Source organism: Amphritea balenae, assembly GCF_003858655.1.
Lineage (GTDB): Bacteria > Pseudomonadota > Gammaproteobacteria > Pseudomonadales > Balneatricaceae > Amphritea > Amphritea balenae.
This window is the reverse complement of the sequence record NZ_RQXV01000012.1, coordinates 16,165-40,241: the sequence shown is the minus strand read 5'-3', so window position 1 is coordinate 40,241 and position 24,077 is coordinate 16,165. Positions and strand designations below refer to the sequence as shown.

Below are 24,077 nucleotides of genomic sequence, written 5' to 3'. Positions count from 1 at the left end.
AAATGGCTCATAAGAAGGCAGCAGGTAGTACGCGTAACGGTCGCGATTCCGAGTCGAAACGCTTAGGTGTTAAGCGCTTCGGTGGTCAGGCAGTTCTTGCAGGTAACATCCTGGTTCGTCAGCGCGGTACTAAGTTCCACGCTGGTGAAAACGTAGGTATCGGCAAAGACCACACTTTGTTTGCTAAGGCAGACGGTGTTGTTAAGTTTGTTGTTAAAGGCCCGCAAAAGCGTAAATACATCACTGTAGAATCCGCTTAATTCGGCTTTAATATTAAAAAAGCTCCGCGGTTGCGGGGCTTTTTTTGTTTCTGGTAGCTGATTAAGCTTGTTGTTGAAAGTCTATCCTTGAAGAAGGGGTGTGTTTTCAACAGCTGGTTTGAATGGCATATGTGTTGCACCTGAGTCCAGTAAGTCTGGAGGTGAATTGTGAAATTTGTAGATGAAGCGACGATAACTGTCGAAGCCGGAAAAGGGGGTAATGGTACCCTGAGTTTCCGTCGAGAAAAATATGTAGCCAAAGGTGGTCCCGATGGCGGAGATGGCGGAGACGGTGGTTCGGTATTCGTAGAAGCGGATGATTCGCTGAATACCCTGATCGATTATCGCTTTCAGCCGCGCTATCGTGCAGAAAACGGTAAGGGTGGTCAGAGCCGTAACTGTACCGGTGCGAAAGGTGAAGATCTGATCATGAAGGTGCCTGTGGGTACCACGGTGGTTGATGTTGATACTGATGAAGTGTTGGCAGATATGACTAAGATTGGTCAGATCGAGAAGATTGCTCAGGGTGGTTTTCATGGTCTGGGTAATACGCGTTTTAAAAGCAGCGTGAATCGTGCGCCGCGTCAGACAACGAATGGCAGTATGGGTGAGACCCGTAATGTTAAGTTAGAGCTGAAGGTGCTGGCGGATGTTGGTTTGCTGGGGCTGCCTAATGCGGGTAAATCGACGTTTATTCGCTCGGTATCTGCGGCAACACCTAAAGTGGCAAACTATCCTTTTACTACGCTGGTCCCTAATCTGGGTGTGGTACGTACCGAGAAGCATCGTAGCTTCGTGATTGCCGATATTCCCGGCATTATTGAAGGCGCTGCTGAAGGTGCGGGTCTGGGTATTCGCTTCCTTAAGCATCTGGCGCGAAATCGTATTCTTTTGCACTTGGTTGATATGGCGCCCTGGGATGATGTTACCCCTGCTGAATCTGCTCAGGTCATCGTTAGAGAGCTTGAAAAATTCAGTCCTACCCTGGCGGCTCAGCCGCGTTGGTTGGTCATGAATAAGCTGGATATGGTGCCTGAAGACGAGCAGGAAGAGCGTTGTCAGGCGGTCGTTGATGCGTTGGGCTGGGAAGGTCCTGTGTATCGGATTTCGGCTATCAATAAGATGGGTACCCAGAAGTTGGTGCAGGATATTCAGGGCTTCCTGGATCAGTTGGCTGAGCAGCTTGCTGAGAATCCCGATCTGATTGAGGAAGAGGCCGCGTTACGCCGGGCAATTGACCGTGAAGGTCGTGAGCGAATCGAGCAGATGCGTGAAGAAGTGCGTGCTAAGCGCCGTGGCGAAGACGATGATTTTGATGACTTCGACGATGATGATTATGACGTTGAAGTGGAATACGTAAAGCATTAGGGCGATCTGTAAAAGCCGATAGCCCCTTGAGAGAGTGATCAGCAGTGAGCGAAGCGCGAAATAAACTGAAAACATCCCGTCGTTGGGTAGTAAAGATCGGTAGTGCGTTACTTACAAATGATGGTGAAGGCCTGGATCTGGCGGCAATTAGTCGCTGGGTAGATCAGCTGGCTCATTTGCGCCGCGAGGGTGTTGAGATCGTGTTGGTTTCATCGGGCTCTATCGCAGAAGGGATAGTCCGGCTGGGTTGGAAGACCCGTCCCCATGAGATTTATAAGCTTCAGGCCGCAGCGGCGGTAGGTCAGATGGGGTTGGTGCAGGCTTATGAGACTAATTTTCAGCGCCATAAAACCCATACCGCCCAAATCCTTCTTACCCATGAAGATCACTCAAACCGAAAGCGTTATCTGAATGCTCAGGCGACACTGAAAACCCTGATGTCAGTGGGTGTTGTGCCGGTTGTTAATGAGAATGATACGGTAGTAACCAAAGAGATCCGCTTTGGTGATAATGATACGTTGGGGGCTTTGGTTGCTAACCTGATCGAGGCCGATGCGTTGATTCTATTGACTGACCAGGATGGTCTCTGTACTGCAGACCCTCGCAGTAATCCCGATGCTACTCTGATTAGTGAGGCTAAGGCCGGTGATGCGGCGTTGGATGCGATGGCGGGTGACGGTGGTGTGCTGGGTCAGGGTGGAATGGCGACTAAAGTGCGTGCGGCTAAGCTGGCGGCACGTTCTGGTGCGGTAACGGTTATTGCCAGCGGTCGTGAAGATGAAGTTTTACTAAAACTGCGTGAAGGTATGCAGTTGGGTACACTGTTGGTGCCTGAGCAGTCACCTATGGCAGCGCGTAAGCAGTGGATTGCGGGTCACCTGCAGGCGCGTGGTACGCTGACGCTGGATGCGGGGGCGGTTGCTGCGCTGGTTGAGCGAGGCAAGAGTTTATTGCCGGCGGGAGTTCGTGCGGTAACGGGTTCGTTTTCTCGTGGTGAAATGGTGGTTCTCTCGGATGAGCACGGCAAAGTTATTGCCCGGGGGTTGGTAAACTACGGCATCGAAGATGCGCAGAAGATTATCGGTAATCCGAGTAAGCGTATTGAGTCATTGCTGGGGTTTGTGGGCGAGGCTGAGTTGGTTCACCGTGATAACCTGGTGCTAGCCTAACAGTTGTCTGTCTTTTCGAGGGTTGTGTTACCGAGAGTTAAGTTACCGATAGTTGCGTTACTTTGTATCTATCAATACTCATTTACACGAGTAATACCGCAGGGGTACGATGACTCCGTTTGTTAGATGCCAAAAGCCTTGCTCTCAAAGAGTTAAAAGGCTTTTTAAACTGAATTTGTCTCAGACACAAAAAAACCGGCATAAGCCGGTTTTTTTATTGCGAGAAACTGGATTATGCAGCCAGTTTTTTGATCTCAGCGTTCATGCGGCTCTTCTTGCGAGCAACCTGATTTTTGTTGTAGATGCCTTTGCTTACAGCGCCATCCATTACAGGCTGAGCTGCAACGAAAGCTGCAGTTGCAGCAGCGTAGTCACCAGACTCGATAGCAGCAGCTACTTTTTTAACGTAGGTACGAACCATGGAACGCAGGCTCGCGTTGTTTTGACGGCGCTTCTCAGATTGGCGAGCGCGTTTACGGGATCCTGCGGAATTAGCCACAATCCGACTCCTCTAAATTTGGAAAGATTAATTGTTAATAAGATGTATCAGATGCTTATTTTAAGCAGTCCGATCATCGAAATTTAAGACGCGAGATTATTCATGTTTGCGGCGCAGCTGTCAACATATAAATACTAATAAATAGTGGGGAGTTGGTTCTCCCTGGTGCGTTTGTGATGAGAGGCTGTGCAAGCATTTTTGCATTTTAACCGGTATTATCTTCGGCAAACCGATAACGGCAACAGGAATGGGCCATTGAGTAAGTCAGAATCAACACCAGATAACCCGCAGCAACCTGAAGCCGGTAAGGGGCGTAGTCTGCTTCGATCAAGTGCAGTGGTTGGTGTGATGACGATGCTGTCCCGGGTGTTGGGGTTGGTAAGGGATGTGGTGGTTGCAAATTTCTTTGGTGCCGGCAGTAGCGCTGATGCGTTTTTTGTTGCGTTTAAAATCCCTAACTTTCTGCGGCGCCTGTTTGCTGAGGGTGCTTTTGCACAGGCTTTTGTACCGGTTTTGTCTGAGTATCGCAGTCTTAAGGATCTACAGGCAGTAAAAGCGCTGATTGACCGGGTAACCGGTAGTCTTGGTTTAGTGTTGGTCTTTGTCACCGGTATCGGGGTGTTGGGTGCGCCGGTTCTGGCGGCCGTTTTTGCGCCGGGTTTTTATTTGAATGATCCGCTGCGATATGAGTTGGCAGTGGATATGCTGCGATTTACTTTCCCTTATCTGTTACTCATATCTCTAACTGCCCTGGCGGGTAGTGTGTTGAATAGTTATGAGCGGTTTGCGGTGCCGGCATTTACGCCGGTGTTGCTTAACCTGTCGCTTATCGGTGCGGCGATCTGGCTGCAGCCTGTATTTGATCAGCCGGTGATGGCGTTGGCCTTAGGTGTATTGATAGCCGGTTCAGTGCAGCTGTTGTTTCAGCTGCCATTCTTGTGGCGATTGCAGTTGTTACCCCGTCCGCGGTTGGGTTTCCGGGATGAGGGCGTTAGTCGGATAATGAGGTTGATGGTGCCGGCGCTATTTGGCGTGTCTGTGAGTCAGATTAACCTGTTGCTGGATACCCTGCTGGCCTCTTTTCTGCAGGTCGGTAGTGTTTCATGGCTGTATTATTCTGATCGCTTAGCTGAGCTGCCGTTAGGCGTGTTTGGTATAGCGATAGCGACCGTGATACTGCCAAGCTTATCCCGTAAGCATGCTGAGAAAAATACTGAGACATTTGCCAGAACGCTGGATTGGGCGATGCGGATGGTGTTGCTGATAGGTTTTCCGGCTGCGATGGCTTTACTGGTATTGGCAGAGCCTTTATTGGCAACGTTATTCCATTACGGAGCGATGACCGATAGTGATGTCACTATGGCGGCGATGAGTTTGCGGGCTTATGCCTGTGGTTTGCTGGCCTTTATGTTGATCAAAGTGTTAGCGCCGGGTTATTTCTCGCGTCAGGATACTAAAACGCCGGTTAAGGTCGGTATTATCGCTATGGTTGTGAATATGGCGCTTAACCTTGCGCTGATCGGACCGTTGGCTCATGTGGGTCTGGCGTTAGCCACAACCTTGTCGGCTTTCCTGAATGCCGGTTTGTTGTTACGTGGGTTGCTGAAAGAGGGTGTGTTTGTCTGGCAGAAGGGTTGGGGGGCGTTTCTGCTCAAGCTGCTATTGGCAAATGCGTCGATGATTGGCCTGTTAGTGTGGTTGGCGGGTACGCCTGATCAGTGGCTTGCCTATGATCTTTGGCAGCGTGTAGCGCAGATGGCGATACTGGTTCTGGGTGGTGCTGCAGTCTATTTAATCGTTTTGGCTCTGCTGGGTATGCGGGCAAAAGATCTGCGACATTGAATTAGGGAGCCTGCGAATAAGTCCAATACTTTCTCAGTGGGCAGTAAATTGACTTAATGTAAGAAAGGTAGCGCAGCGGAATGACAAGTCCTTTCCAAGTTACCTGGCAAAGCAGAAAGTCGATTTAATGCCCACCCTTCGGGGCTTACAGAGTGCCCCAGTTCCTTTGTTAACGATTCTCGACGGCAACCAGCATGCCTGCAATCGTTGCCTCGAATCTGAAACGCTCTGTAAGCCTGAGGCGTTAGGGAATTGTTCGCAGGTTCCTTAGGTTATAGATCATCCAGATTAATGGCTATGAGGCCTGTAATTAGGGTATAATTTCGCGCTTATTTTTATTTGTTGATGAGAACTGGGTGACATGGAATTAATTCGGGGTTTGCATAATCTGCGCGACAAGCATAAAGGCTGTGTAGCGACGATCGGCAACTTTGATGGTGTACATCTGGGTCATCAGCAGGTGCTTGCTCAGGTGATGCAAAAAGGCAAAGAGTTAGGTTTGCCGACGGTTGTTATCATTTTCGAGCCACAGCCTCGTGAGTTTTTTTCTGGCCATGATGCACCACCCCGCTTAACGCGCTTTGATGAAAAGGTACGGTTGCTGGAAGCTCAGGGTGTAGACCGGGTGTTATGTCTTACGTTTAATGAACGCTTACGCTCTATGACTGCCGATCAGTTTGTTGATGAGTTGTTGCTCAAGGGTTTGGCAGTGCAGCACTTTGTCGTTGGCGATGACTTCCGCTTTGGTTGTGACCGCAGCGGCGATTACTGCATGTTAAAGCGTAGTGGCAGGCATTATGGCTTCAGTGTGGTTAATACCGAAACCTATGATGTCGACGACGAACGGGTGAGCAGTAGCCGAATCCGACGGGCGTTGCAGAGTAACCAGCTGGCTTTGGCTGAAAAATTGTTAGGCAGGCCTTACCGGGTAACCGGAAGAGTAATGCATGGCCAGAAGCTGGGTCGTACTATTGGCGTGCCAACAGCTAATGTTCGAATGCATCGTTTTCCTTGTCCACTGACCGGGGTTTATGCCGTTACATTGACCGGCGAAGGGCTTCAGGCAGAAGGTGTTGCTAATGTGGGAATGCGCCCGACCGTTAATGGCACGTTACCTGTACTGGAAGCCCACTTATTTGATTTTGATGGTGATATCTACGGCCAGCTGTTGGCGGTAGAGTTTAAAGCCTTTATCCGTCCGGAACAAAAGTTCGACGGGTTGGAAAAACTCAAACAGCAGATAGAAACTGATATTCGAGAGGTCAGGGAATACTTCCTGGCAGGTGCCGCTAAGGCCAACTAAAAAAGATCCAGAAGCGATACGAAAATGACCGATTACAAACCGACTCTGAACTTACCTAATACTAAGTTCCCTATGCGCGGCAATCTGGCTCAGAAAGAGCCTCAGATGCTGAAACAGTGGCAGAAAATGGATCTGTATAAAAAGATTCGTGAAGTCAGCGCAGGTCGTGAAAAATATATTCTGCATGATGGCCCTCCATACGCTAATGGTGACATCCATATCGGTCACGCAGTAAACAAAATTCTGAAAGATATTATCGTTAAGTCACGTACGCTGGCGGGTTTTGATGCGCCTTACGTTCCTGGTTGGGACTGTCATGGTCTGCCGATCGAGCACAACGTTGAGAAAAAGGCCGGTAAAGCGGGCGTAAAACTTTCTTTCGGTGATTTCCGTAAGAAATGCCGCGAATACGCCGCGCGTCAGGTTGCGGGGCAGAAGAAAGATTTTATCCGTCTGGGTGTCCAGGGTGACTGGGAAAACCCATACCTGACGATGAATTTCGATACCGAAGCAAATATTATCCGTGCTCTGGGCCGTATCGCTGAAAATGGCCATCTGGTTAAAGGTTATAAGCCGGTTTACTGGAGTGTTGTAGGCGGATCGGCGCTGGCTGAAGCGGAAGTCGAGTATCAGGATAAGTTCTCACTGGCGATAGATGTGCGTTATGCGCCGGTTGACGAAGCTGCATTCCTTAATGCGTTTGACGACGTTTCAGGGGAAGGTGCCGCATCGGTTGTAATCTGGACAACAACGCCATGGACGTTGCCATCCAGCCAGGCGGTATCTTTGAATGCTGAACTGGATTACGTGCTGGTACAGTGTGATACCGGCACCGGTGTTGAACGTCTGTTGTTGGTTGAAGCGCTGGTGGAAGATGCCATGCAGCGTTACGGTGTTGAAGATTACAGCATTGTTGGTCGTTGTAAGGGCGCTGCGTTGGAGAACCAGCAGGTACAGCATCCTTTCTACGATAAGCCGCTGCCCGTCATTCTGGGTGAACATGTAACCACCGATGCGGGTACCGGTGCAGTACACACCGCACCGGATCACGGTGTGGAAGATTTCAATGTCGGTCGTGCTTACGGTATCGGCACGCTGAACTTAGTGGCCGGTAACGGTGTTTTCACTGAAGCGGCGGGTGAGTTTGCCGGTCAGCATGTTTATAAAGTTGAAGACAGTATCGTTGCGGCGCTGGAAGCTAATAACCGGTTAATTCTGAAGAATAAGTTCAGTCATAGTTATCCACATTGCTGGCGTACTAAAACGCCATTGATTTACCGCGCAACACCGCAGTGGTTCATCAGCATGGAAGAGAAAGGTCTTAAAGCCGATGCTCTGAATGCTATCAAGCAGGTTGAATGGTTCCCTGCCTGGGGCCAGAACCGTATCGAAGGTATGGTTGAGCAGAGCCCGGACTGGTGTGTTTCCCGCCAGCGTACCTGGGGTGTACCTATCGCCCTGTTCGTACATAAGGTTACGGGTGATCTGCATCCGCAAACTGCGGACCTGATCGAACAGGTAGCGCTGAAAGTTGAGCAGACCGGTATCGATGCCTGGTTTGATCTTGACGCTGAAGAGCTACTGGGTAGTGAGGCTGATCAGTATGAGAAAGTGCTGGATACTCTGGATGTATGGTTTGATTCCGGTGTAACCCATCATTCTGTTCTGCGCCCTACCGAAGGACTGGAGTTCCCGGCGGATCTCTATCTGGAAGGCTCCGATCAGCACCGTGGTTGGTTCCAGTCATCCCTGAAAACCAGTATTGCTATCAACGGTTGCGCACCATATAAGCAAGTACTGACTCATGGTTTCACCGTTGATGGTGACGGCCGTAAGATGTCTAAGTCCGTCGGTAACGTGGTATCGCCGCAGGAAGTGATGAATAAATACGGCGCAGATGTTCTGCGTCTGTGGGTTGCGTCGACCGATTTCAGCTCTGAGATGACCGTATCCGATGAGATTCTGAAGCGTACGTCCGATGCTTACCGTCGAATTCGAAATACTGCGCGTTTTCTGTTGTCCAACCTGAACGGTTTTGATCCGGCTACCGATATGGTAGCTCCGGAAGATATGGTGGCGCTGGATCGCTGGGCCGTTGATCGTGCTGCATCTTTGCAGGATGAGCTGGAAGGTCATTACGATCAGTATCAGATGCTGCAGGTGTACCAGAAAATCTCCCATTTCTGTTCGCTGGATCTGGGTGGTTTTTATCTGGATATCATCAAAGATCGTCAGTATACCGCCAAAGAAGATTCTACCGCGCGTCGTTCTTGTCAGACGGCATTGTTCCATATTGTAGAAGCGCTGGTGCGTTGGATAGCGCCAATTCTGAGCTTTACTGCGGATGAGATTTGGAAAGAGTTGCCGGGCGAGCGGGCTGAGTCTGTTCAGTTATCAACCTGGTATACAGGCCTGAGCAAGATGGATGATAGCGCAGAGCTGGGCCGTGATTACTGGCAGCAGATTCTGGAAGTTAAAACTGCGGTCAATAAAGAGCTGGAAAATCAGCGTAATGCCGGCGATATCGGTGGCAGCCTGGAAGCGGAAGTGACTCTGTATTGTTCTCCTGAGTTACAGGCTCAGCTGGATAAGCTGAAAGATGAATTGCGTTTCGTGTTAATCACTTCGCAGGCGGCAGTACGCCCGGCGAGCGAGGCGACCGATGCCGTTGCAACTGAGCTGGAAGGGCTGTCGGTTCAGGTTGTTAAAACGACCGAAGCGAAGTGTGGCCGTTGCTGGCATCACCGTGAAGATGTGGGTAGCACTTCTGAGCATGAAGAACTGTGTAATCGTTGTGTTGAGAACGTTGCCGGTGCCGGTGAACAGCGGGCTTATGCATAAAAGCACCTGTTTAAGCGCTTTTGAATAAGGACTATTTGATGGCAAAGCAACGTAATGCGTTGATCTGGCTGTGGCTGGTTGTTCTGATTGTAGTGGCTGATCTGCTGACCAAATATCTGGCTAATGCGCAGCTACCTTATGGTGTTGCGCACCCGCAGCTGGCGATATTTGATCTGACATTGCTCTATAACAAAGGCGCTGCGTTTAGTTTTCTGTCTGATGCAGGCGGTTGGCAGCGCTGGTTCTTTGCTACTATCGCTATCGTTATGAGCGGGGTGCTGGTCGTGTGGCTGGCCCGAACCCCTCGACAACAGCGTTGGCTGGGCTGTGGTCTTGCATCTGTGCTCGGCGGCGCATTGGGTAACCTCTATGACCGCATCGTGCATGGCTATGTGATCGACTTTATTTCGTTACATTATGATCAGTATTACTTTCCCGCCTTTAACCTGGCAGATATTGCTATAACTATTGGCGCAGGTATGCTGATTATCGATATGATCTGGTTTTCTGAGCCGGATAAGAATTCAACCAAAGGTGCTGCATAATGTCGCAACAACAGATCGCTGCAGATTCAAAAGTTACGCTTCACTTCGCGATTAAGCTGGAAGATGGTTCGGTAGTCGATTCCAACTTTGAAGGCCCTGCAGCAACCTTTGTCGTGGGTGATGGTCAGCTATTACCTGGCTTTGAAACAGCATTGCTGGGTATGAAAGCCGGTGAAGAAGCTATTTATGATATCGCCCCTGAACAGGGGTTTGGGATGCCGAATCCTAACAATATGCAACGTATTAACCGGGAACAGTTCGGTGATATGGCGCTGGAACCGGGTTTGGTTATTTCCTTTGCCGATGCTGGTAACGGTGAGCTGCCGGGTGTTATTGCTGAATTTAATGACAGCAAAGTGATGGTAGATTTTAATCACCCATTGGCGGGTAAAAATCTTAAGTTTGAAGTAAAAATTATTGATGTTAATTGATGGTCTAACTTTCCAGCTGATTTTATAACAGAATCTGGCCAGATTCTGTTTTTATAACTAGACTCTACTCGCTTCAACAACAAGGATGTTGTGAAATGAGTCTAAGAAGATATATTCCAAGCTTATTATCTGGTCGGTATTTGAACCGACGGGTAACCCACAGCTATTCCCTTTCTTCTCAGGGATTTACCCTGATAGAAGTATTAGTTTCACTTGTTCTTGTATCAATTTCCGTTCTGGGAACGCTTAGCGTTCAGGCTCGGGTAGCGCAACAAAACCTCCATGCTTACAGTCGCTCTCAGGCAGTTAGTCTTGCTTATGATATGGCTGAGCGTATGCGTTTGAACACACAGGCAGTCATTGATGGCAGCTATACGCTAAATTTAAAAGCAGACCCTGTTGCAGGCTCTTCTATTGCAAGTCAGGACCTCTCTGGTTGGATTAACTCGGTATCAACGCTGTTGCCAGAAGGGGATGGTGCTATATCTGTCGATGCCGTTAATCGTCAGGCGTCTATTACTATCTGCTGGACTAAAGATCGTAACAATAGTTGCAGTGAGAGCTATCTGTTAAGGATCCTTCTATGAGTTTCGCTAGTCGAGCAGATCAGTCTGGTTTTACTCTGATAGAGTTAATGATATCTACCGTTATAGGATTGATGATGATCAGTGCCCTGTTGACAGCATATGTGGCTAATAGCATGAATTATCGGATGCAGGAAGCGATGTCTGAAGTACAGGAAATTGGTCGGTTTGTCCTGAATCAAGCAGCCTATGATCTGCGAAATGCGGGCCTGGGTACTACAGCTGATGAAATTGCAGTTGTTGGGTTTGTTAATGCTGATGCTGCGTATGCTGATAGTAATGCAAAAGATGTATTGCTGGCTAAAAAAGACAAGATTTCAAGTCCTGTGCTTTATATCCCTGTTCATGATGAAGGTGGTGATATTGCTTATTATATCGCGAACCTTGGTGTTGGCGACTCTTTGTATCGTTATGACCCAGAGTTTCATAAAAACAAGCCTCAGGCGATAGTATCCGGTGTCCGCCAGATAGCCCTTGAATATGGCGTTGATGGCAATAGTGATCAGATTGTCGATAGCTTTGAATTGGTAAGCGATGTTAAAGACTGGACCAGGGTTGTAGCGGTAAGAGTTAGCTTTTTAGTCTCTAGCACGGAGCAGGTACTGAAGAAGAAACAAACGCTTCCAGATCCTTTTGTTATCAATGATCGTGCGTTGTACCGGATTTTTACGACAACTGTTGTGCTACGGAATAAGGTGTTATGAGCGGGGTAAACAAGATAACTGCGCTAGCATCTCAATCGCCTGAGCAGCGGGGAACAGTTTTAATGATTGCGCTGGTTATTGTTTTGGCAATGGGTATTACTGCGGCATCAGCGCTTCAGAATATTACGTTGCAGGAGCGAATGGCTGGCAATATGCAGGATAAAAGTATTGCTTTTCATGCCGCGGAAGACGCTCTAATTGTTGTTGAAAACTGGATTCTTAACAACAGCGCAGCGACGGCAGTTTATACAAAAAAAAGACCGGCAGTTCTATCTGCATATGATGGCATCGCTAATGCAGAGAAAGGTAAAAAGCCTCTTACTGAACAAGATATTTTAGATAGTACTCAGTTTGTTAACTGGTTAGCACATGCCTACGATGCAACAGATTTTAGTGAATTAGCAGGTAATGATCTATTGGATCAGCAGGTTAAGGTGACCGTTGAGCTGTTATCACCTTCTGAGTATTTAATTCTGGCATATAGCAGTGGGGCATCGGGAAATACTGAAGTAATTCTGAGGTCGGTGGTAGTTAAATAGAAAGCACAGGGAGTGTGCATGTTTGCTAAAAGAAATATTATAACTTGCTCATCTGTGTTGCTGATAATGTTTAGCGTACCAGTATTATCAGATGGCTGGGATCTGAATAATTATCCTCCGACTACGAAGGGGCTGGTGGGAGAAAAGCCTAATGTAATGCTACTGCTGGATACGTCTGGAAGTATGAATAGACAAGTTTCAGATACCGATCGGACTTCGAAATTTGAAGCAGCTAAAACTGCGGTGCAAGCGCTACTCAATGACCCGGTGATTATGTCTCAAAGTCGACTGGGGTTGTCTCGTTTTCAGGGTGATAATGGCGGCAGTATTGAGGCAAGCTGCGGCTCTACGAAAAAAGCCCTTGAAGGCGTATTGAATAAGATGTCGGCAGGAGGGAATACACCTCTTGCAGAAACCTATTATGAAATAACACGTTATTTCAGAGGCATGAATGGTTTTTTTGCTCTTGGTACTCAATACTCTAGCCCGATAACTCATCAGTGTCAGAAGAACTATGTGGTCGTACTCTCAGATGGTGCTCCTAGAGAGGATATGTTTGAAGGGAAAGCGATAAATAGCAGTATTGACGCGCTCGCTGGAAGTAATATTCCTAACTGGGATAAAAAGGACAATGATGAGGCCGGTGTCGTCAACAACTATAGTTCTTTTTACCTGGATGATTTAGCACTATTCGGTGCCCAGATAGATTTGAGTGATGATTATAAAGATCAGCAGTCGTTGAGTACTTATACTATTTCCTTTGGTAATTTTAGTCATGCTGCTATAAGCATGATGGACAAAGCTGCAGAAAACGGTGATGGCATTTCGTTTAAATCAGTTACCAGCGAACAGTTAACCTCAGGCTTTAGAGATATTCTGACAGATATACTTTCGCGTGATGTTATAGGAACTAGCCCTGTTTCTCTGTCAGCAGGAGAGCTGCGGCAAGGATTGCAGCTATTCAGTAGTAGTTATAAAGAAGGTGCCTGGACCGGTGAATTAGCAGCTTACAATATTGATGGTGATGAAAGCAGTCCAACATACGGTCAGATAAATCAAACAGCAAGTTGGCAAGCAAGTCTGAAATTACCCTCTCCCGAAGAGAGAGTGATAATTACCAATATGAGTAAAGCCTCCGCCGTGCCGTTTGAGTATGACAAGGTAAAAGGAGCAATCAACAGTAAAAACGTCGTTAGGTTTATCCGTGGAGAAGAGCTAAGCGGCACCGCTTTCAGAGCGTGGGGCAAGCATAAGTTAGGGGATATTATCCATTCCACTGCGGTCTTTGTGTCGGATGAAAACGACGGAATGGTCTATATCGGATCTAATGATGGCATGCTGCATGGGTTTGATGCCAGGTATGGTGTTGAAAAGCTAGCGTATGTTCCAGGTTCCTTGTTATCTAAATTGCCTTTGCTAACTGATTATAAGTACGAACATCAGTTTTATGTTGATGCTACACCCGTTATTAAAGAGGTTCTCATCAATGATAAGCCCAGAAAAATATTGGTAGGTGGGTTAAATTCTGGCGGCAGGTCCGTTTATGCTTTAGATATTACGAAGCCCGCTTTATTTAGTAAAAAAAATGCATCAGATATTTTTCTCTGGGAGTTTGAGGATTCAGATCTCGGTCATACATTTAGTCAACCAAAGATAGTTCAGTTAAATGATGGTAGATGGTATGCGGCATTCGGTAGTGGTTATCTGTCTGCGGAAGATGGTCCGACTACAGGCAAGGGGCATGATTTTGTATACCTTGTCGATATAGCTACCGCTGAGGCAAAGAAGATCCCAATTAAAAATGGCCAGGCGGGGCTATCGACACTGACGTCCTATGATAGTGAGAGTGATGGAAAAGCGGATTTTATCTATGGTGGAGACCTTAAAGGAAACTTGTGGCGAATAGATGTTAGTTCTAGTGATCCTGATGAATGGAATGGCCATGGAGTTATTAAACTTTTTCAGGCCTGCTATAAATCAGATGCGGACAATGATTGTATAGAAAGTAGCTATCAGCCCATTTCCACTGCAGTCACAATTACTGATGTAAATAATCACAGACTTATTCTCTTTGGTACAGGCAAAGATTTTGAAAAAAATGATCCTGAAGATATGTCGATTCAGAGTTTTTACGGGATTTACGATGTCGGAACGCAAGTAGCAAAGACATCTCTATTGCAGCAAGCCATTGAAGACGAAACTACTTATACCAATGGTGACCTGATTCGAGAAGTAAGAATCTCATCGAAAAAACCAATGCAGCTTCATCATCAGGGCTGGTATTTAGATATTGCCTACAATAAGGAAGCCACGGGGGAGCGGGTAGTGACTCAGTCAATCATTTGGCGGGATAGGGTTATTTTTCCGACGCGAATATATAATCCTGTCGGAGATGGTGGCTACTGTGATGAGGATAAGTATGACTTAGATGGTTGGTTAATGATTCTGGATACAGCAAGTGGTAGTCGTATTAATTACCGATATTTTGATACAAACCGTGATGGCAGGGTCAATGCTACTGATGATGTTCTGGAGCCAGATAGTGAAGGTAATGTTGACGGTGGTTTAAGTGGGATTAAAGGGATTGATACTGGTGTTGCTATATTGGAACAACCAAAAGATGACGAAGATGATAGTGAAGAAGATGTAGATGTGAGTTTGATAACATCAACTCTTGAGCAGGAGTACATGGTCGATAAACCTGGAACTATTATTAAAGGCCGTAAGAGCTGGCAGCAGTTAAGGTAAGCATGGATGCAAAGTATTTTTGAAAATAAGCGGGGTTTCAGCCTGATAGAGTTGATGATCAGTGTTGCAATTGTAGGCGTGCTTGCTGCGATAGCATATCCAGCTTATACGCAGTATGTAACTGAAAGTTGGCGTAATACTGCTCAAATGTGTTTGCTGGAAGTATCTCAACAGATGGAGCAACGCTATAGCACCTCGTTTTCATATCTGCTAATAGATAGCGATGGAAATAAAGTCGATGATCTATTGGAAGCTGGTTGTGTTTCAGAAGGAGGGATGTCAGGCAGATACCGGTTTGCATTTAATCCTGCGTTGGTCGTAGGTGGTGCTGCAAGCTTTGCTGTTGAGGCAACTCCGTTGAACGGTCAACTGAATGATGATTGTGGGCAGATTTCAGTTGATCAACAGGGCGATAAACGGCCGGTTAAGGCTGGTTGTTGGAACTGAGATATGACTAAACCCAAGGATGGGGAGTTATGAAAAAGAGTATTAAAGACTACCTTCATGGCAAAGGTTTTACTCTAATTGAGTTGATGGTTACTCTGGCAGTAATGGGAATATTGGTAACCGTTGGAGCCCCTGCATTAGGTGACTTTGTACATGATACCCAGCAAAAAACAGCTTTTTCTAAACTGATAAGTGCCTACACCTTTGCCAGGCAGGAAGCTGTTCATAGGGGGAAGGGGGTTAGTATCTGCCCGATTAAGCGTATTAAACCAACTCAATGTACAAACAACTGGTCAGAAGGCGTTCTGATTTATATAAATAAAGCAGGAGGCAGTAAGTTTCAGTCTGGAGATGAAAAATTGAAGTTTGTTCTTTTTCCAGAGAATATCACTCTGGATTGGAAGAAAAATACTTATTTGATGACAATTAATTCTGAGGGCGGTACAGGAGCGGGTAGTTTTACCCTCAAAAAGGCCGATGGATCTAACCCATTTAAATTGACCATCTCATCCATTGGTCGCGCAACAATAAAGAAATAATAACTTAACTGCACTTTTCCAAATTAATGGACATAAGTTATTGAGGCAGAATGGCTATTTTTTTAGTCTGGTCTCAAACTAAGCTATTTTACTACATTTCTAATGTAGTTTACTCATAAGCCTATTCATACGCTCGTTTCACCTCAGATAACTATTTTGGGTACTCCTGACTGGGAGACCGGTTTTTTACTGTCTAAATTTTAATCAAACATTAAAAAGGAATTTGCTATACGTTTTTTGTCAGTTAACGACAAGGAAAGTAGGAGGAGGTTCCAGTGGTTAAAAGATCTGATGGTTTTACACTGATTGAATTGATGATCGTGGTAGCGGTTGTGGGGGTTATGGCTGCTATTGCGTACCCTTCTTATCTGGAATTTGTCAGAGAGGCCCGACGCACAGATGCTATGTCTACTCTGCTTACAGCTCAACTGGAGCAGGAGAAATTCCGGGCCAACAATATTACTTATGCATCTACTGCAGCTTCGTTAGGCGTATCAACAACCTCACCGGACAGTTTTTATTCTATCGCCGTGGCCAGCTCAGCGGCAAATAGTTTTATTGTTACAGCAACACCCGCAGGTAATCAGATTGGGGATGGCTGCGGAACCTTCGCTGTGGATCAAGGCGGGGCTAATCATACAGCGGGGTATGCCGATGCAGATTGTTGGAATCGCTGATTCGATGCTTAAGCCGCAGCGTGGGTTCACCCTGATCGAACTGCTGGTAACGCTTGCAATTGTTGCAGTGTTGCTAGCTATAGCTGTGCCTAATATGTCGTCCTACTGGAAGGGGGCTCGTCTGGTATCTGCTACTGAAGCGATATACACCCAGATGCAGCTGGCCCGAAGTGTATCCCTGGCAAGGAATCAGACCATAAGCATTGATTTTGCAGAAGGCGGATCATGGTGCATGGCGATCAGTGAGGATGCGCTCTGTAATTGTGTGACAGGAGCGCAATGCACTTTAACAGGTATGCCTCAGGCAATGCTGCAAGCGTCTGATTTTCCCGATATATCAATTACCACCTCTTTTACCAGTGAGGAAACGTCGTTCTTATATCCGCGTGGCAACGTAAGTGATGCCGGGGAGGTTACGCTAACTTCTGTGACCGGCGACGATGCGAAGGTCAGTATGACGGTGCTGGGGCGGATTGAAATCTGCTCTGATGATTTGGATCAATATCCGGGATGCTAGGTGATAAAAATGAATGCTGATAATTTTAACAAGAATAGGCAGCAGACGGGATTAAGCCTGATTGAGCTGATGATCGCGATGACCGTCGGTTTGATTATTACCGCAGGGGTTCTGCAGGTTTTTGTCTCTACGTTGGTTGGTAGTCGGGAGCTGCTTAGTCAGGCGCGTCTGGAAAATGATCTGAACAGTATGCTGCACTGGATGAGTAATGATATCCGCCGTGCGGGCTACTGGGGTGCAGAGGGGTTTGAAGCTGACTGGGGTAACGGCGATCGGAATCCATTTACTGAAAACGTTGATAACGTCGTAGGTATTCCCGGTATCAGCATAGGCGAAACGGTGAGTTCGGCGGCGAGTGGTTTGACCGATAGTTGTGCTCTGTACAGTTACAACTTAGATGGCAACAAGGGCGATGTGGAAGCGATTGTTGACGGTGCCTCTGATGATGCCCGTATCGGTTATTGTGCCAGTTGTGGCTTTGCAACAGCGCCATTCAATGATGCGGCTATTTATGATTACGACAATATGGAGATGTTTGGTTATCGCCTGCAAAACGGTGAAGTACAGATGCGAACAGGGCCGGTAAATGGTGAATCAGCCTTTACTTGTGACACCGGAAGCTGGGCCGCGCTTTCCGATATAGATGTGATTAATGTAACCGGTTTGAGTTTTGACCTGGTTAGTGGGGCCGTGAATACAATAACTGCGTCCGATGGTACCGATTTGTTCGTCGAAACTATGCAGGTGGAAATTCAGTTAACGGCGGAGCTGTCCAATGACAGTTCGGTGCGTAAGACCCTGACGACCTCGGTTAAGTTGGGCAATAGCCTGATAAGGGAATAGTGATAATGAACAAGTATCTGAAATCAGCAGCTAGACAGCGGGGTATGGCAACCCTGATGGTATCAATCGTTATGTTGATGTCCGTTACCCTGATCGTACTGGTTTCGGCACAGACGGTAGTTACCGAGCAGCGGATTATCGCGAACGAACTGCGGGCTAAGCAAGCCTTTGAGGCCGCTTCGGCAGGCTTGAGTTACGGGCTTGGCTATTTTCAGGCGAACAATGGTGCTGGTGGTACGACGAACAGCTCAGGGGATTATTATGATCTTCCGGGTGGCTTCAGTAGCTGGACCGATGTTGCGAGTGCTGCAGGCCCCTCTTTTCGGGTTCGGTTTAATGATGATGTGGAGATGGGTGATCTCAAAGTTTTAACCATCGAGGCTCAGGGGCGCAGTGATGATCAGTCCGCGGTTAAGTCTCTTTCTATCATAGCATCGGGTTCTCCTGCGCTAGCATTGCCGCCGTCTAATCCGCTGACTGCGAGGGGATTTATCGATCTTCAGGGCAGCGGGACTATTACCAACCTGGAATCAAATACAACTATCTGGAGTGGCGAGCAGGTTGATTTCACCGCGATGGCGGCGAACACGATTATTAAGCATCCGAGTTCAGGTGGTGGTATCGAGGCGAGTAACGCCAGTAATAAAGGCATCGATATAGTCGATAACGATACCAGCTTGTCCACGTTGTCAGATACTGACTACTTTCAGAACTTTTTCGGGCTGAGTGAAAGCAACTACCGATCGTCAGCGGCGGGTATCGTAATTGATCCCGTTGAAACCAGCTTATCAACTCTGGATGGTGAGAAAGCCACAGTCATCTGGGTTGATGGTGATGCAAGTTTTACCGGCAGTCCTGAAATTGGTACCGCAGATGAGCCGGTAGTGCTGATAGTAGATGGCAATATGTTCGGTGCGGGTAACGTTACCATCAATGGCATTCTGTTTGTGACCGGAAACTGGACCGGAACAGGTAGTCTGGATATTAATGGTGCTGCGGTGGTGCGCGGGGATGTAAACGGTACCGGTAGTCTGGATGTTTTTTATGACAGTAGCCTGTTGGGGAATCTTAATACTGCGGGGAAGGGGGTCGGGTTACCCGGAACCTGGACTGATTTTCCCAGCTTTGTATGGAACTGACTCAGATATTATTGGCGAAGCCTGAATTATTGATCTGAGCTGGCGCCAGTAATGACTTTACGTGAGTGCTAACGGCTATCTGAGGGTAACAACAGAATAATGGGGTGAAAATATGAAACTGCTTAGACACCAGACCGGTATTGCCCTTATCGAGGTGGTCATAGGGCTCTTTATTATGGGGTTTGGACTGGTTGCCCTGGCAATGTTTGGTAATGGCCTGTTTTCCGATTCCGGACAGGTTAAAGCAAAAACCGAAGCTTTACAGTTGGCGCAGCAAGAGCTGGAAATTCTGCGAGAAGATGCTGAAAGCGATGGATTGACCACAATAACCGAAGAAACTGGGCGGACTATCCCCGGTGTGAATGCCAGCTACAATCTGGTTTCTACGATCGCATTTGTCACTGACCCTGATCATGCAGCTATTTCAGTTGCGGTGAGCTGGACGGATAAACAAGGAGATCAGTCAGTCAGTCTTAACAGTCTGATCGCGGTGTCGGACAGCGATGCTCTTGGTGGATTGGTCGCCGGTAGTCTTGAAGGTGGAGGGCTGATTGATCCACCGGATGGTTCGGCTACCTATGGCGATGGCATAGAGACGTACGATGAGAATGACGATGAAGGGGACAATGAAGTTTCTGATAGCGACACGCCTATCGGGACTAAGATCTATCATGATGGCGATGAGTATATTCTGACCAGTTCAGAAGATGATAAGGTTTTACTAAAGAACAGTGATTCATTTACCCGGGTTGTGGGCCGGGTCTATATCGATTCCGGTTTTAGTGTTGATGAAGCCGATATACTGATTGTACCTTCCGATACCGGGGTATGTCGTAAAACGTTGACTGATACGGATGGTTTTCCGACAGCAATGACATCGGTCTATTTCGATGTTGATGCTGATACGCTCACTAATACTACTTCCGGCGCCACGGGCACTGTAACTCACCTGTATGATTACTTCAGTTATACCTGCTATTTCGGTACCGGCTGGTATGGCAACATTGGTGTTATTCGCGACGATAACCCTAATACAAATGACCGGATCTGTGGCGGCGACCCGGTGGCGGTTGATGATGGTACGGACGCTAGCCGGCATCCGCAATTAATGGCTACCAGAACCTATCGCGGATATACCAAACAGGTCAATCTTGATTCAACACCTGCGGTGGATGCAGATGGCAATCGACTCTACCTTTCTGCCGGTATGGTGGCTGCAGCCCTGTACGGCGATACCACAGGTGATTCCGATGATAATGGTACCCACGACTTCCTGCTGACGAGCATTACAGGAACAGTATCCGACAGTGATTGTCTGGAACCGTTGGAAGGCTCTGCCCATGAGAGCTCCTTAACAGGAAACACTGATCCGGCAAAGGATGAGTTTTATAGTAATAACGGTGATTTTGTCTGTATTGTGGATGCTCAGGACGAGACCAATTGTCCGGATATATTACCAACGTCTCTTGGAGAAGCGGTTGCCGCTACCGGATATACGTTAACAGGGACTATCAGTTTACAAGGCGACAATCTGTCTGAAACACTGTTGAACAGCCTTGCTATGACCACATCCCAGGGTGAAGACTGTTTGATTGATAATTATGATACAGGTGCGGCGACAGCCGACTGGGACTGTAGTATCTATATGGCCGGTACATGGAGCGGTAATATTGCGCTAACCAGTTCGTCTGAGAATTTACAAATCTGTACCGTAAGCAGCTATAACCTCGTGGAACTGTCTGGGGGAAGCTCCGACGTGTTTGATTTTGAAGTGAGCAACGAAGAATCATGCAGCAGCTCCCAGTTTACTATTACCGGAGTGGTAAGAAACCTGGATCAGAATAACAGTGCAGATCTGAGCTCAACATCGGTGCAGGCTGAGTCGGGGGGAGATGTCATCGAATGCCCAGGCTCTCTGGGTACTCTGTCCTCAGCTCGGGACGGTGAGAATACTGCTGAATATAGCTGTGTGGTCAGTGACGGCTTTAATGGCCAGATTACACTGATTAATCTTCCGTCAGGTTTCCGAATCACTAACACCTACCCGGATTATAGCGGCTCAGGTGTGACTTCAGATCTGACTGGTCAGGATATTGAGATTAGGTAAATAATTAGTTAATAAGGCCCCATTAGTATGAGCGTTATATAAAGTAAAATAGTTTTACACTGATTGAGTTAATTATTACTGTCGGAAGTGTGGGTGTTTTATTATGAATCACTCATTCTTCTTACTCCGCTAAACATCCCATCTAAGATAAACCTGATATTAGTTCAAGTGCGCGTCATTATGGTTTAGTCTTAGCCAACTTCGTACAATTGTTTTAACTTCACTAACTGTTTTGGGTACACCTGTGCTAGTAACCCGGAATACGCTGTTTAAAATAATAAACTGTTTAAAAATTAGTCAGTAGTCTGTGCAAAAGGATTTGTGCTGTTATTTATTTGTCGCTAATGGACGATATGGCATAGGTGAACTTTTTGCGCAAAAGATTTCAGCAGGGCTTTACTCTGATTGAGCTGATGGTGGTCGTTGCTGTTGCGGGCATTCTAGCAGGAGTTGTGGCACCCGGCTTTCAAGAGATGATTCGAAATAATCGTATCACTGCAGATGTGAATCACTTTGTTGCCGCGATTCATGCCTCACGAAGCGAAGCGCTTAAAACTGGGCAATCAATTGTTCTTCAGCCAATATCTGGCAATTGGAATAATGGTTGGACGGTGGATGAAACTGTTTCGGGTGGCGTTAATGTGATGACGTTCAATAAACAATCTGATGTTGCTATTACTACTGGGCTTGCCAATGTTCGTTATACCTCTCGGGGAATGATAACAACTGCAGCAGGCACTTTGCAGTTCTGTGACTCCAGAACTGGAGAAGAGGGGCGGCAGGTTTCTATTAGCCTAACGGGGAGGGTTTCGACCGATGTCTTTGTTTGCCCATAAATCAACTTATTCCCGAAAAGCTGCATATGGCTTTAGTATGTTGGAGGTATTAATAGCTCTGGTAGTTTTTTCAGTCAGTTTGTTAGGACTCGCTCTGATGCAAAATAGCAGTATGCAGGGCCTTAGTGGCTCTGGCCAACTGTCAGATGCAGTGTTTCTCGCTGAAGATATGGCCGAAAGAATCAGAGCGAATCGACGCCATGCTCTTGCCGCATCGACCTACGATAGTATTGGAAATGCTGCCGATAAAGATTGTAGTACTGGCTGCACCTCAGCAGAAATCGCTGCAAAGGACCTGAATGACTGGCAGATAGCTGTTCAAAATTTATCCAATGGTGCTGCGGCAATCGCCAGAACCGGTGATGCGTTTAATATTACTGTTAGATGGAACGAGAAGAACCAGGATACTGCCGGTGATACTGTCGCTAAATTCTATGCCATTCGTATTGAACCGTAAGGAGCTGAGATGAAGCCTTTGATACGCAGTTCCAAGAGAAAAGCCAGTAGTCAGTTGGGCTTGTCAATGATTGAGCTTATGGTCTCTATGGCTATGGGATTGTTTTTAATGGCGGGCCTCATCGGCGTAGTTGTTTCTAGTCAGACGGCTAATCGGATGGTTTCGAATATCGGGGCAATGCAGGAGAACGGCCGTTTTGCTACTGATTTTCTGGCCCAGAGCATAACTATGGCAGATCACTGGGGTGGTGTAGAGCGTAGTGAAGTCGATATGGCCTCTGGGCTTGTATCATCTACGGGTAGTTGTGATGGTGCCTGGATTACTGATTTGAGTGATAGTGTACGTGGTTATGAAGGAGCGAACACTATAGCCTTGGTGCCAGACTTTCCTAACGGCTGTATTAGTGTTGCACAATATCAACCGGGTACTGATTTGTTAACGCTTAAATATGCAGGAACCAGCGGAATGGCGGATGATCATTCTGGAGGTGATGATTTAAATCGATTGTATATTCGTTCCAGAACAGGAAGTGGTGCGACGATGTTTAAGGGGGATAGTGATGTATCAGCCACATACCCGATAACCGATGGCTGGGTTATTTATCCCTTTGTAATCGAAACTTACTTTGTTAGTCCTTGCAGTAATATTGGGGGGGCTTGTGATGATGGCATTCCTACCCTGATCAGACAGACTATCCATAAGACATCACAAAATGCGACACAGTTAAATTTAGAACCGTTAGTCGAAAATATAGAAACGCTTCAGTTTCAATATGGCAGCGATTCTGATGGTAATGGCGATGTTGATCGATTTGATACAGCAGCCAGCGTTCCCGACTGGACCGAAGTTCAGACAGTGCGTTTTTCAATATTAGCCAGGACACCTGATGAAGATGCTAATTTTTCTGATACCCGAAGCTATATCCATGATGGATATATGGTGAGTGGTGCTGCCAGTACCACTATCGCTTCAGCTCAACAAACGTTCCATCGTAAGCAGTACAGTCGGGTTATTCAAATACGAAACCGGAGCCGAAAATGAGTAGCAAGAATCGTTTCGTGCGTTTTTCAGGAGCTCAAACTGGTTACATTCTTGTGACCGGCTTATTGTTTTTGCTGGTAATAACTCTGGTTGGAGTAGCTTCAATGAATCTGAGTACTGTGGATTATAAGATCAGTAGTAATACTGCATTTCATGTTGACGCTTTTGAGAATGCTGAGACTGCTCGCCAAACTGCAGGCTCTGAATTGCTGTTTCAATATATTAAAAACCGTGGCTGGAGTGGTTTTGGTTTTACTATTCCGGCGGGTGTTACTGTCGAAGATACAAACCGAGAGTTGTTCATGGGTAATGAAGAATCAACAGCAGATCTGAGAACAGGTATCTATGGAGACCTGACGACTCTGACCACTGACTTGCAGTATGCTCTGGACGGAAATGCTGATGGTGATACCAATGATGGTGTCGATGCGGTTGCCAATATTATGGTGATTAAAACTGATACCCGGGCTGCAGAAGGTGCTAATACAGCGCAACTATCAGGCTATGAAGGTGATGGAAAAGGGGCTGCTGGTGGCGGTACTTATAACTTCTTTATGCTTATGAGTCAGGGGCGTTCAGCTGCCAATGCAGCAGCAACAACTTCAACGGATTATCGCTATGTTAACTAAACAGGACAGGAG

24 protein-coding genes are annotated in these 24,077 nt (G+C 47.0%); 23 read left to right on the top strand and 1 reads right to left on the bottom strand.

Going from position 1 to position 24,077, the window contains the following annotated elements; genetic code table 11:
• Positions 1-2 precede the first annotated feature (2 nt).
• The 3 genes from rpmA to proB all read left to right on the top strand — a co-directional run bounded on the left by rpmA (position 3) and on the right by proB (position 2,797).
• Entirely contained in the window at positions 3-260 is a 258-nt protein-coding gene (gene rpmA / locus EHS89_RS17705) for a 50S ribosomal protein L27 (RefSeq protein WP_124927512.1), read from the top strand.
• A gap of 168 nt (positions 261-428) precedes the next feature.
• A complete protein-coding gene (cgtA, locus tag EHS89_RS17700; protein WP_124927511.1) occupies positions 429-1,628 on the top strand; it encodes an Obg family GTPase CgtA in 1,200 nt (399 codons plus the stop codon).
• A gap of 44 nt (positions 1,629-1,672) precedes the next feature.
• Entirely contained in the window at positions 1,673-2,797 is a 1,125-nt protein-coding gene (gene proB / locus EHS89_RS17695; RefSeq protein ID WP_124927510.1) for a glutamate 5-kinase, read from the top strand.
• A 232-nt stretch (positions 2,798-3,029) separates the two neighbouring features.
• Here proB and rpsT read toward each other — a convergent pair whose 3' ends face one another.
• A complete protein-coding gene (rpsT, locus tag EHS89_RS17690; RefSeq protein ID WP_124927509.1) occupies positions 3,030-3,296 on the bottom strand; it encodes a 30S ribosomal protein S20 in 267 nt (88 codons plus the stop codon).
• Between the two features lie 255 nt (positions 3,297-3,551).
• Between rpsT and murJ the strand changes: the two genes are divergently transcribed.
• From murJ to EHS89_RS17590, 20 genes are all read left to right on the top strand, one after another.
• The gene (murJ, locus tag EHS89_RS17685) at positions 3,552-5,138 is read left to right on the top strand and encodes a murein biosynthesis integral membrane protein MurJ (RefSeq protein ID WP_211340367.1); all 1,587 of its coding nucleotides are present in this window, start codon (positions 3,552-3,554) and stop codon (positions 5,136-5,138) included.
• A 361-nt stretch (positions 5,139-5,499) separates the two neighbouring features.
• Positions 5,500-6,441, top strand: a complete 942-nt coding sequence (gene ribF / locus EHS89_RS17680) for a bifunctional riboflavin kinase/FAD synthetase (protein ID WP_124927507.1) — start codon at positions 5,500-5,502, stop codon at positions 6,439-6,441.
• Between the two features lie 24 nt (positions 6,442-6,465).
• Positions 6,466-9,282, top strand: a complete 2,817-nt coding sequence (ileS, locus tag EHS89_RS17675; RefSeq protein ID WP_124927506.1) for an isoleucine--tRNA ligase — start codon at positions 6,466-6,468, stop codon at positions 9,280-9,282.
• A 38-nt stretch (positions 9,283-9,320) separates the two neighbouring features.
• The gene (lspA, locus tag EHS89_RS17670) at positions 9,321-9,827 is read left to right on the top strand and encodes a signal peptidase II (protein ID WP_124927505.1); all 507 of its coding nucleotides are present in this window, start codon (positions 9,321-9,323) and stop codon (positions 9,825-9,827) included.
• Entirely contained in the window at positions 9,827-10,258 is a 432-nt protein-coding gene (locus EHS89_RS17665; RefSeq protein ID WP_124927504.1) for an FKBP-type peptidyl-prolyl cis-trans isomerase, read from the top strand. Before lspA ends, EHS89_RS17665 begins: the two co-directional genes overlap by 1 nt.
• Positions 10,259-10,353: 95 nt before the next feature.
• Positions 10,354-10,845 (top strand): type IV pilus modification protein PilV, encoded by a 492-nt coding sequence (gene pilV / locus EHS89_RS17660; RefSeq protein WP_124927503.1) that lies wholly within the window; start codon positions 10,354-10,356, stop codon positions 10,843-10,845.
• The gene (locus tag EHS89_RS17655; RefSeq protein ID WP_124927502.1) at positions 10,842-11,546 is read left to right on the top strand and encodes a PilW family protein; all 705 of its coding nucleotides are present in this window, start codon (positions 10,842-10,844) and stop codon (positions 11,544-11,546) included. Before pilV (EHS89_RS17660) ends, EHS89_RS17655 begins: the two co-directional genes overlap by 4 nt.
• Positions 11,543-12,085 carry a pilus assembly PilX family protein gene (locus tag EHS89_RS17650; RefSeq protein ID WP_124927501.1) on the top strand — a complete coding sequence of 181 codons (543 nt, stop codon included), beginning with the start codon at positions 11,543-11,545 and terminating at the stop codon, positions 12,083-12,085. The genes EHS89_RS17655 and EHS89_RS17650 overlap by 4 nt, the downstream gene beginning before the upstream one ends.
• Before the next feature lie 18 nt (positions 12,086-12,103).
• The gene (locus EHS89_RS17645; RefSeq protein ID WP_124927500.1) at positions 12,104-14,833 is read left to right on the top strand and encodes a PilC/PilY family type IV pilus protein; all 2,730 of its coding nucleotides are present in this window, start codon (positions 12,104-12,106) and stop codon (positions 14,831-14,833) included.
• Between the two features lie 6 nt (positions 14,834-14,839).
• Positions 14,840-15,280, top strand: a complete 441-nt coding sequence (locus tag EHS89_RS17640; RefSeq protein WP_124927499.1) for a type IV pilin protein — start codon at positions 14,840-14,842, stop codon at positions 15,278-15,280.
• A 29-nt stretch (positions 15,281-15,309) separates the two neighbouring features.
• Entirely contained in the window at positions 15,310-15,819 is a 510-nt protein-coding gene (locus tag EHS89_RS17635) for a GspH/FimT family pseudopilin (protein WP_124927498.1), read from the top strand.
• Positions 15,820-16,094: 275 nt separating this feature from the next.
• On the top strand, positions 16,095-16,496 hold the full coding sequence (locus EHS89_RS17630; RefSeq protein WP_229753787.1) for a type IV pilin protein: 402 nt from the start codon (positions 16,095-16,097) through the stop codon (positions 16,494-16,496).
• A complete protein-coding gene (locus EHS89_RS17625; protein WP_170167543.1) occupies positions 16,474-17,013 on the top strand; it encodes a GspH/FimT family pseudopilin in 540 nt (179 codons plus the stop codon). Before EHS89_RS17630 ends, EHS89_RS17625 begins: the two co-directional genes overlap by 23 nt.
• Before the next feature lie 9 nt (positions 17,014-17,022).
• Positions 17,023-17,856 carry a PilW family protein gene (locus EHS89_RS17620; RefSeq protein ID WP_124927496.1) on the top strand — a complete coding sequence of 278 codons (834 nt, stop codon included), beginning with the start codon at positions 17,023-17,025 and terminating at the stop codon, positions 17,854-17,856.
• Positions 17,857-17,861: 5 nt separating this feature from the next.
• Positions 17,862-18,995, top strand: a complete 1,134-nt coding sequence (locus EHS89_RS17615) for a pilus assembly PilX family protein (RefSeq protein WP_124927495.1) — start codon at positions 17,862-17,864, stop codon at positions 18,993-18,995.
• Positions 18,996-19,107: 112 nt separating this feature from the next.
• Complete coding sequence (locus tag EHS89_RS17610; protein WP_124927494.1) at positions 19,108-21,102, top strand: type IV pilus modification PilV family protein; 1,995 nt, start codon at positions 19,108-19,110, stop codon at positions 21,100-21,102.
• A gap of 371 nt (positions 21,103-21,473) precedes the next feature.
• Positions 21,474-21,938, top strand: a complete 465-nt coding sequence (locus EHS89_RS17605) for a GspH/FimT family pseudopilin (protein ID WP_170167542.1) — start codon at positions 21,474-21,476, stop codon at positions 21,936-21,938.
• Positions 21,919-22,395, top strand: a complete 477-nt coding sequence (gene pilV, locus EHS89_RS17600) for a type IV pilus modification protein PilV (protein WP_124927492.1) — start codon at positions 21,919-21,921, stop codon at positions 22,393-22,395. Before EHS89_RS17605 ends, pilV (EHS89_RS17600) begins: the two co-directional genes overlap by 20 nt.
• A 9-nt stretch (positions 22,396-22,404) precedes the next feature.
• Complete coding sequence (locus tag EHS89_RS17595; protein ID WP_124927491.1) at positions 22,405-23,436, top strand: PilW family protein; 1,032 nt, start codon at positions 22,405-22,407, stop codon at positions 23,434-23,436.
• Entirely contained in the window at positions 23,433-24,065 is a 633-nt protein-coding gene (locus tag EHS89_RS17590; protein WP_124927490.1) for a pilus assembly PilX family protein, read from the top strand. The genes EHS89_RS17595 and EHS89_RS17590 overlap by 4 nt, the downstream gene beginning before the upstream one ends.
• Positions 24,066-24,077: the final 12 nt, after the last annotated feature.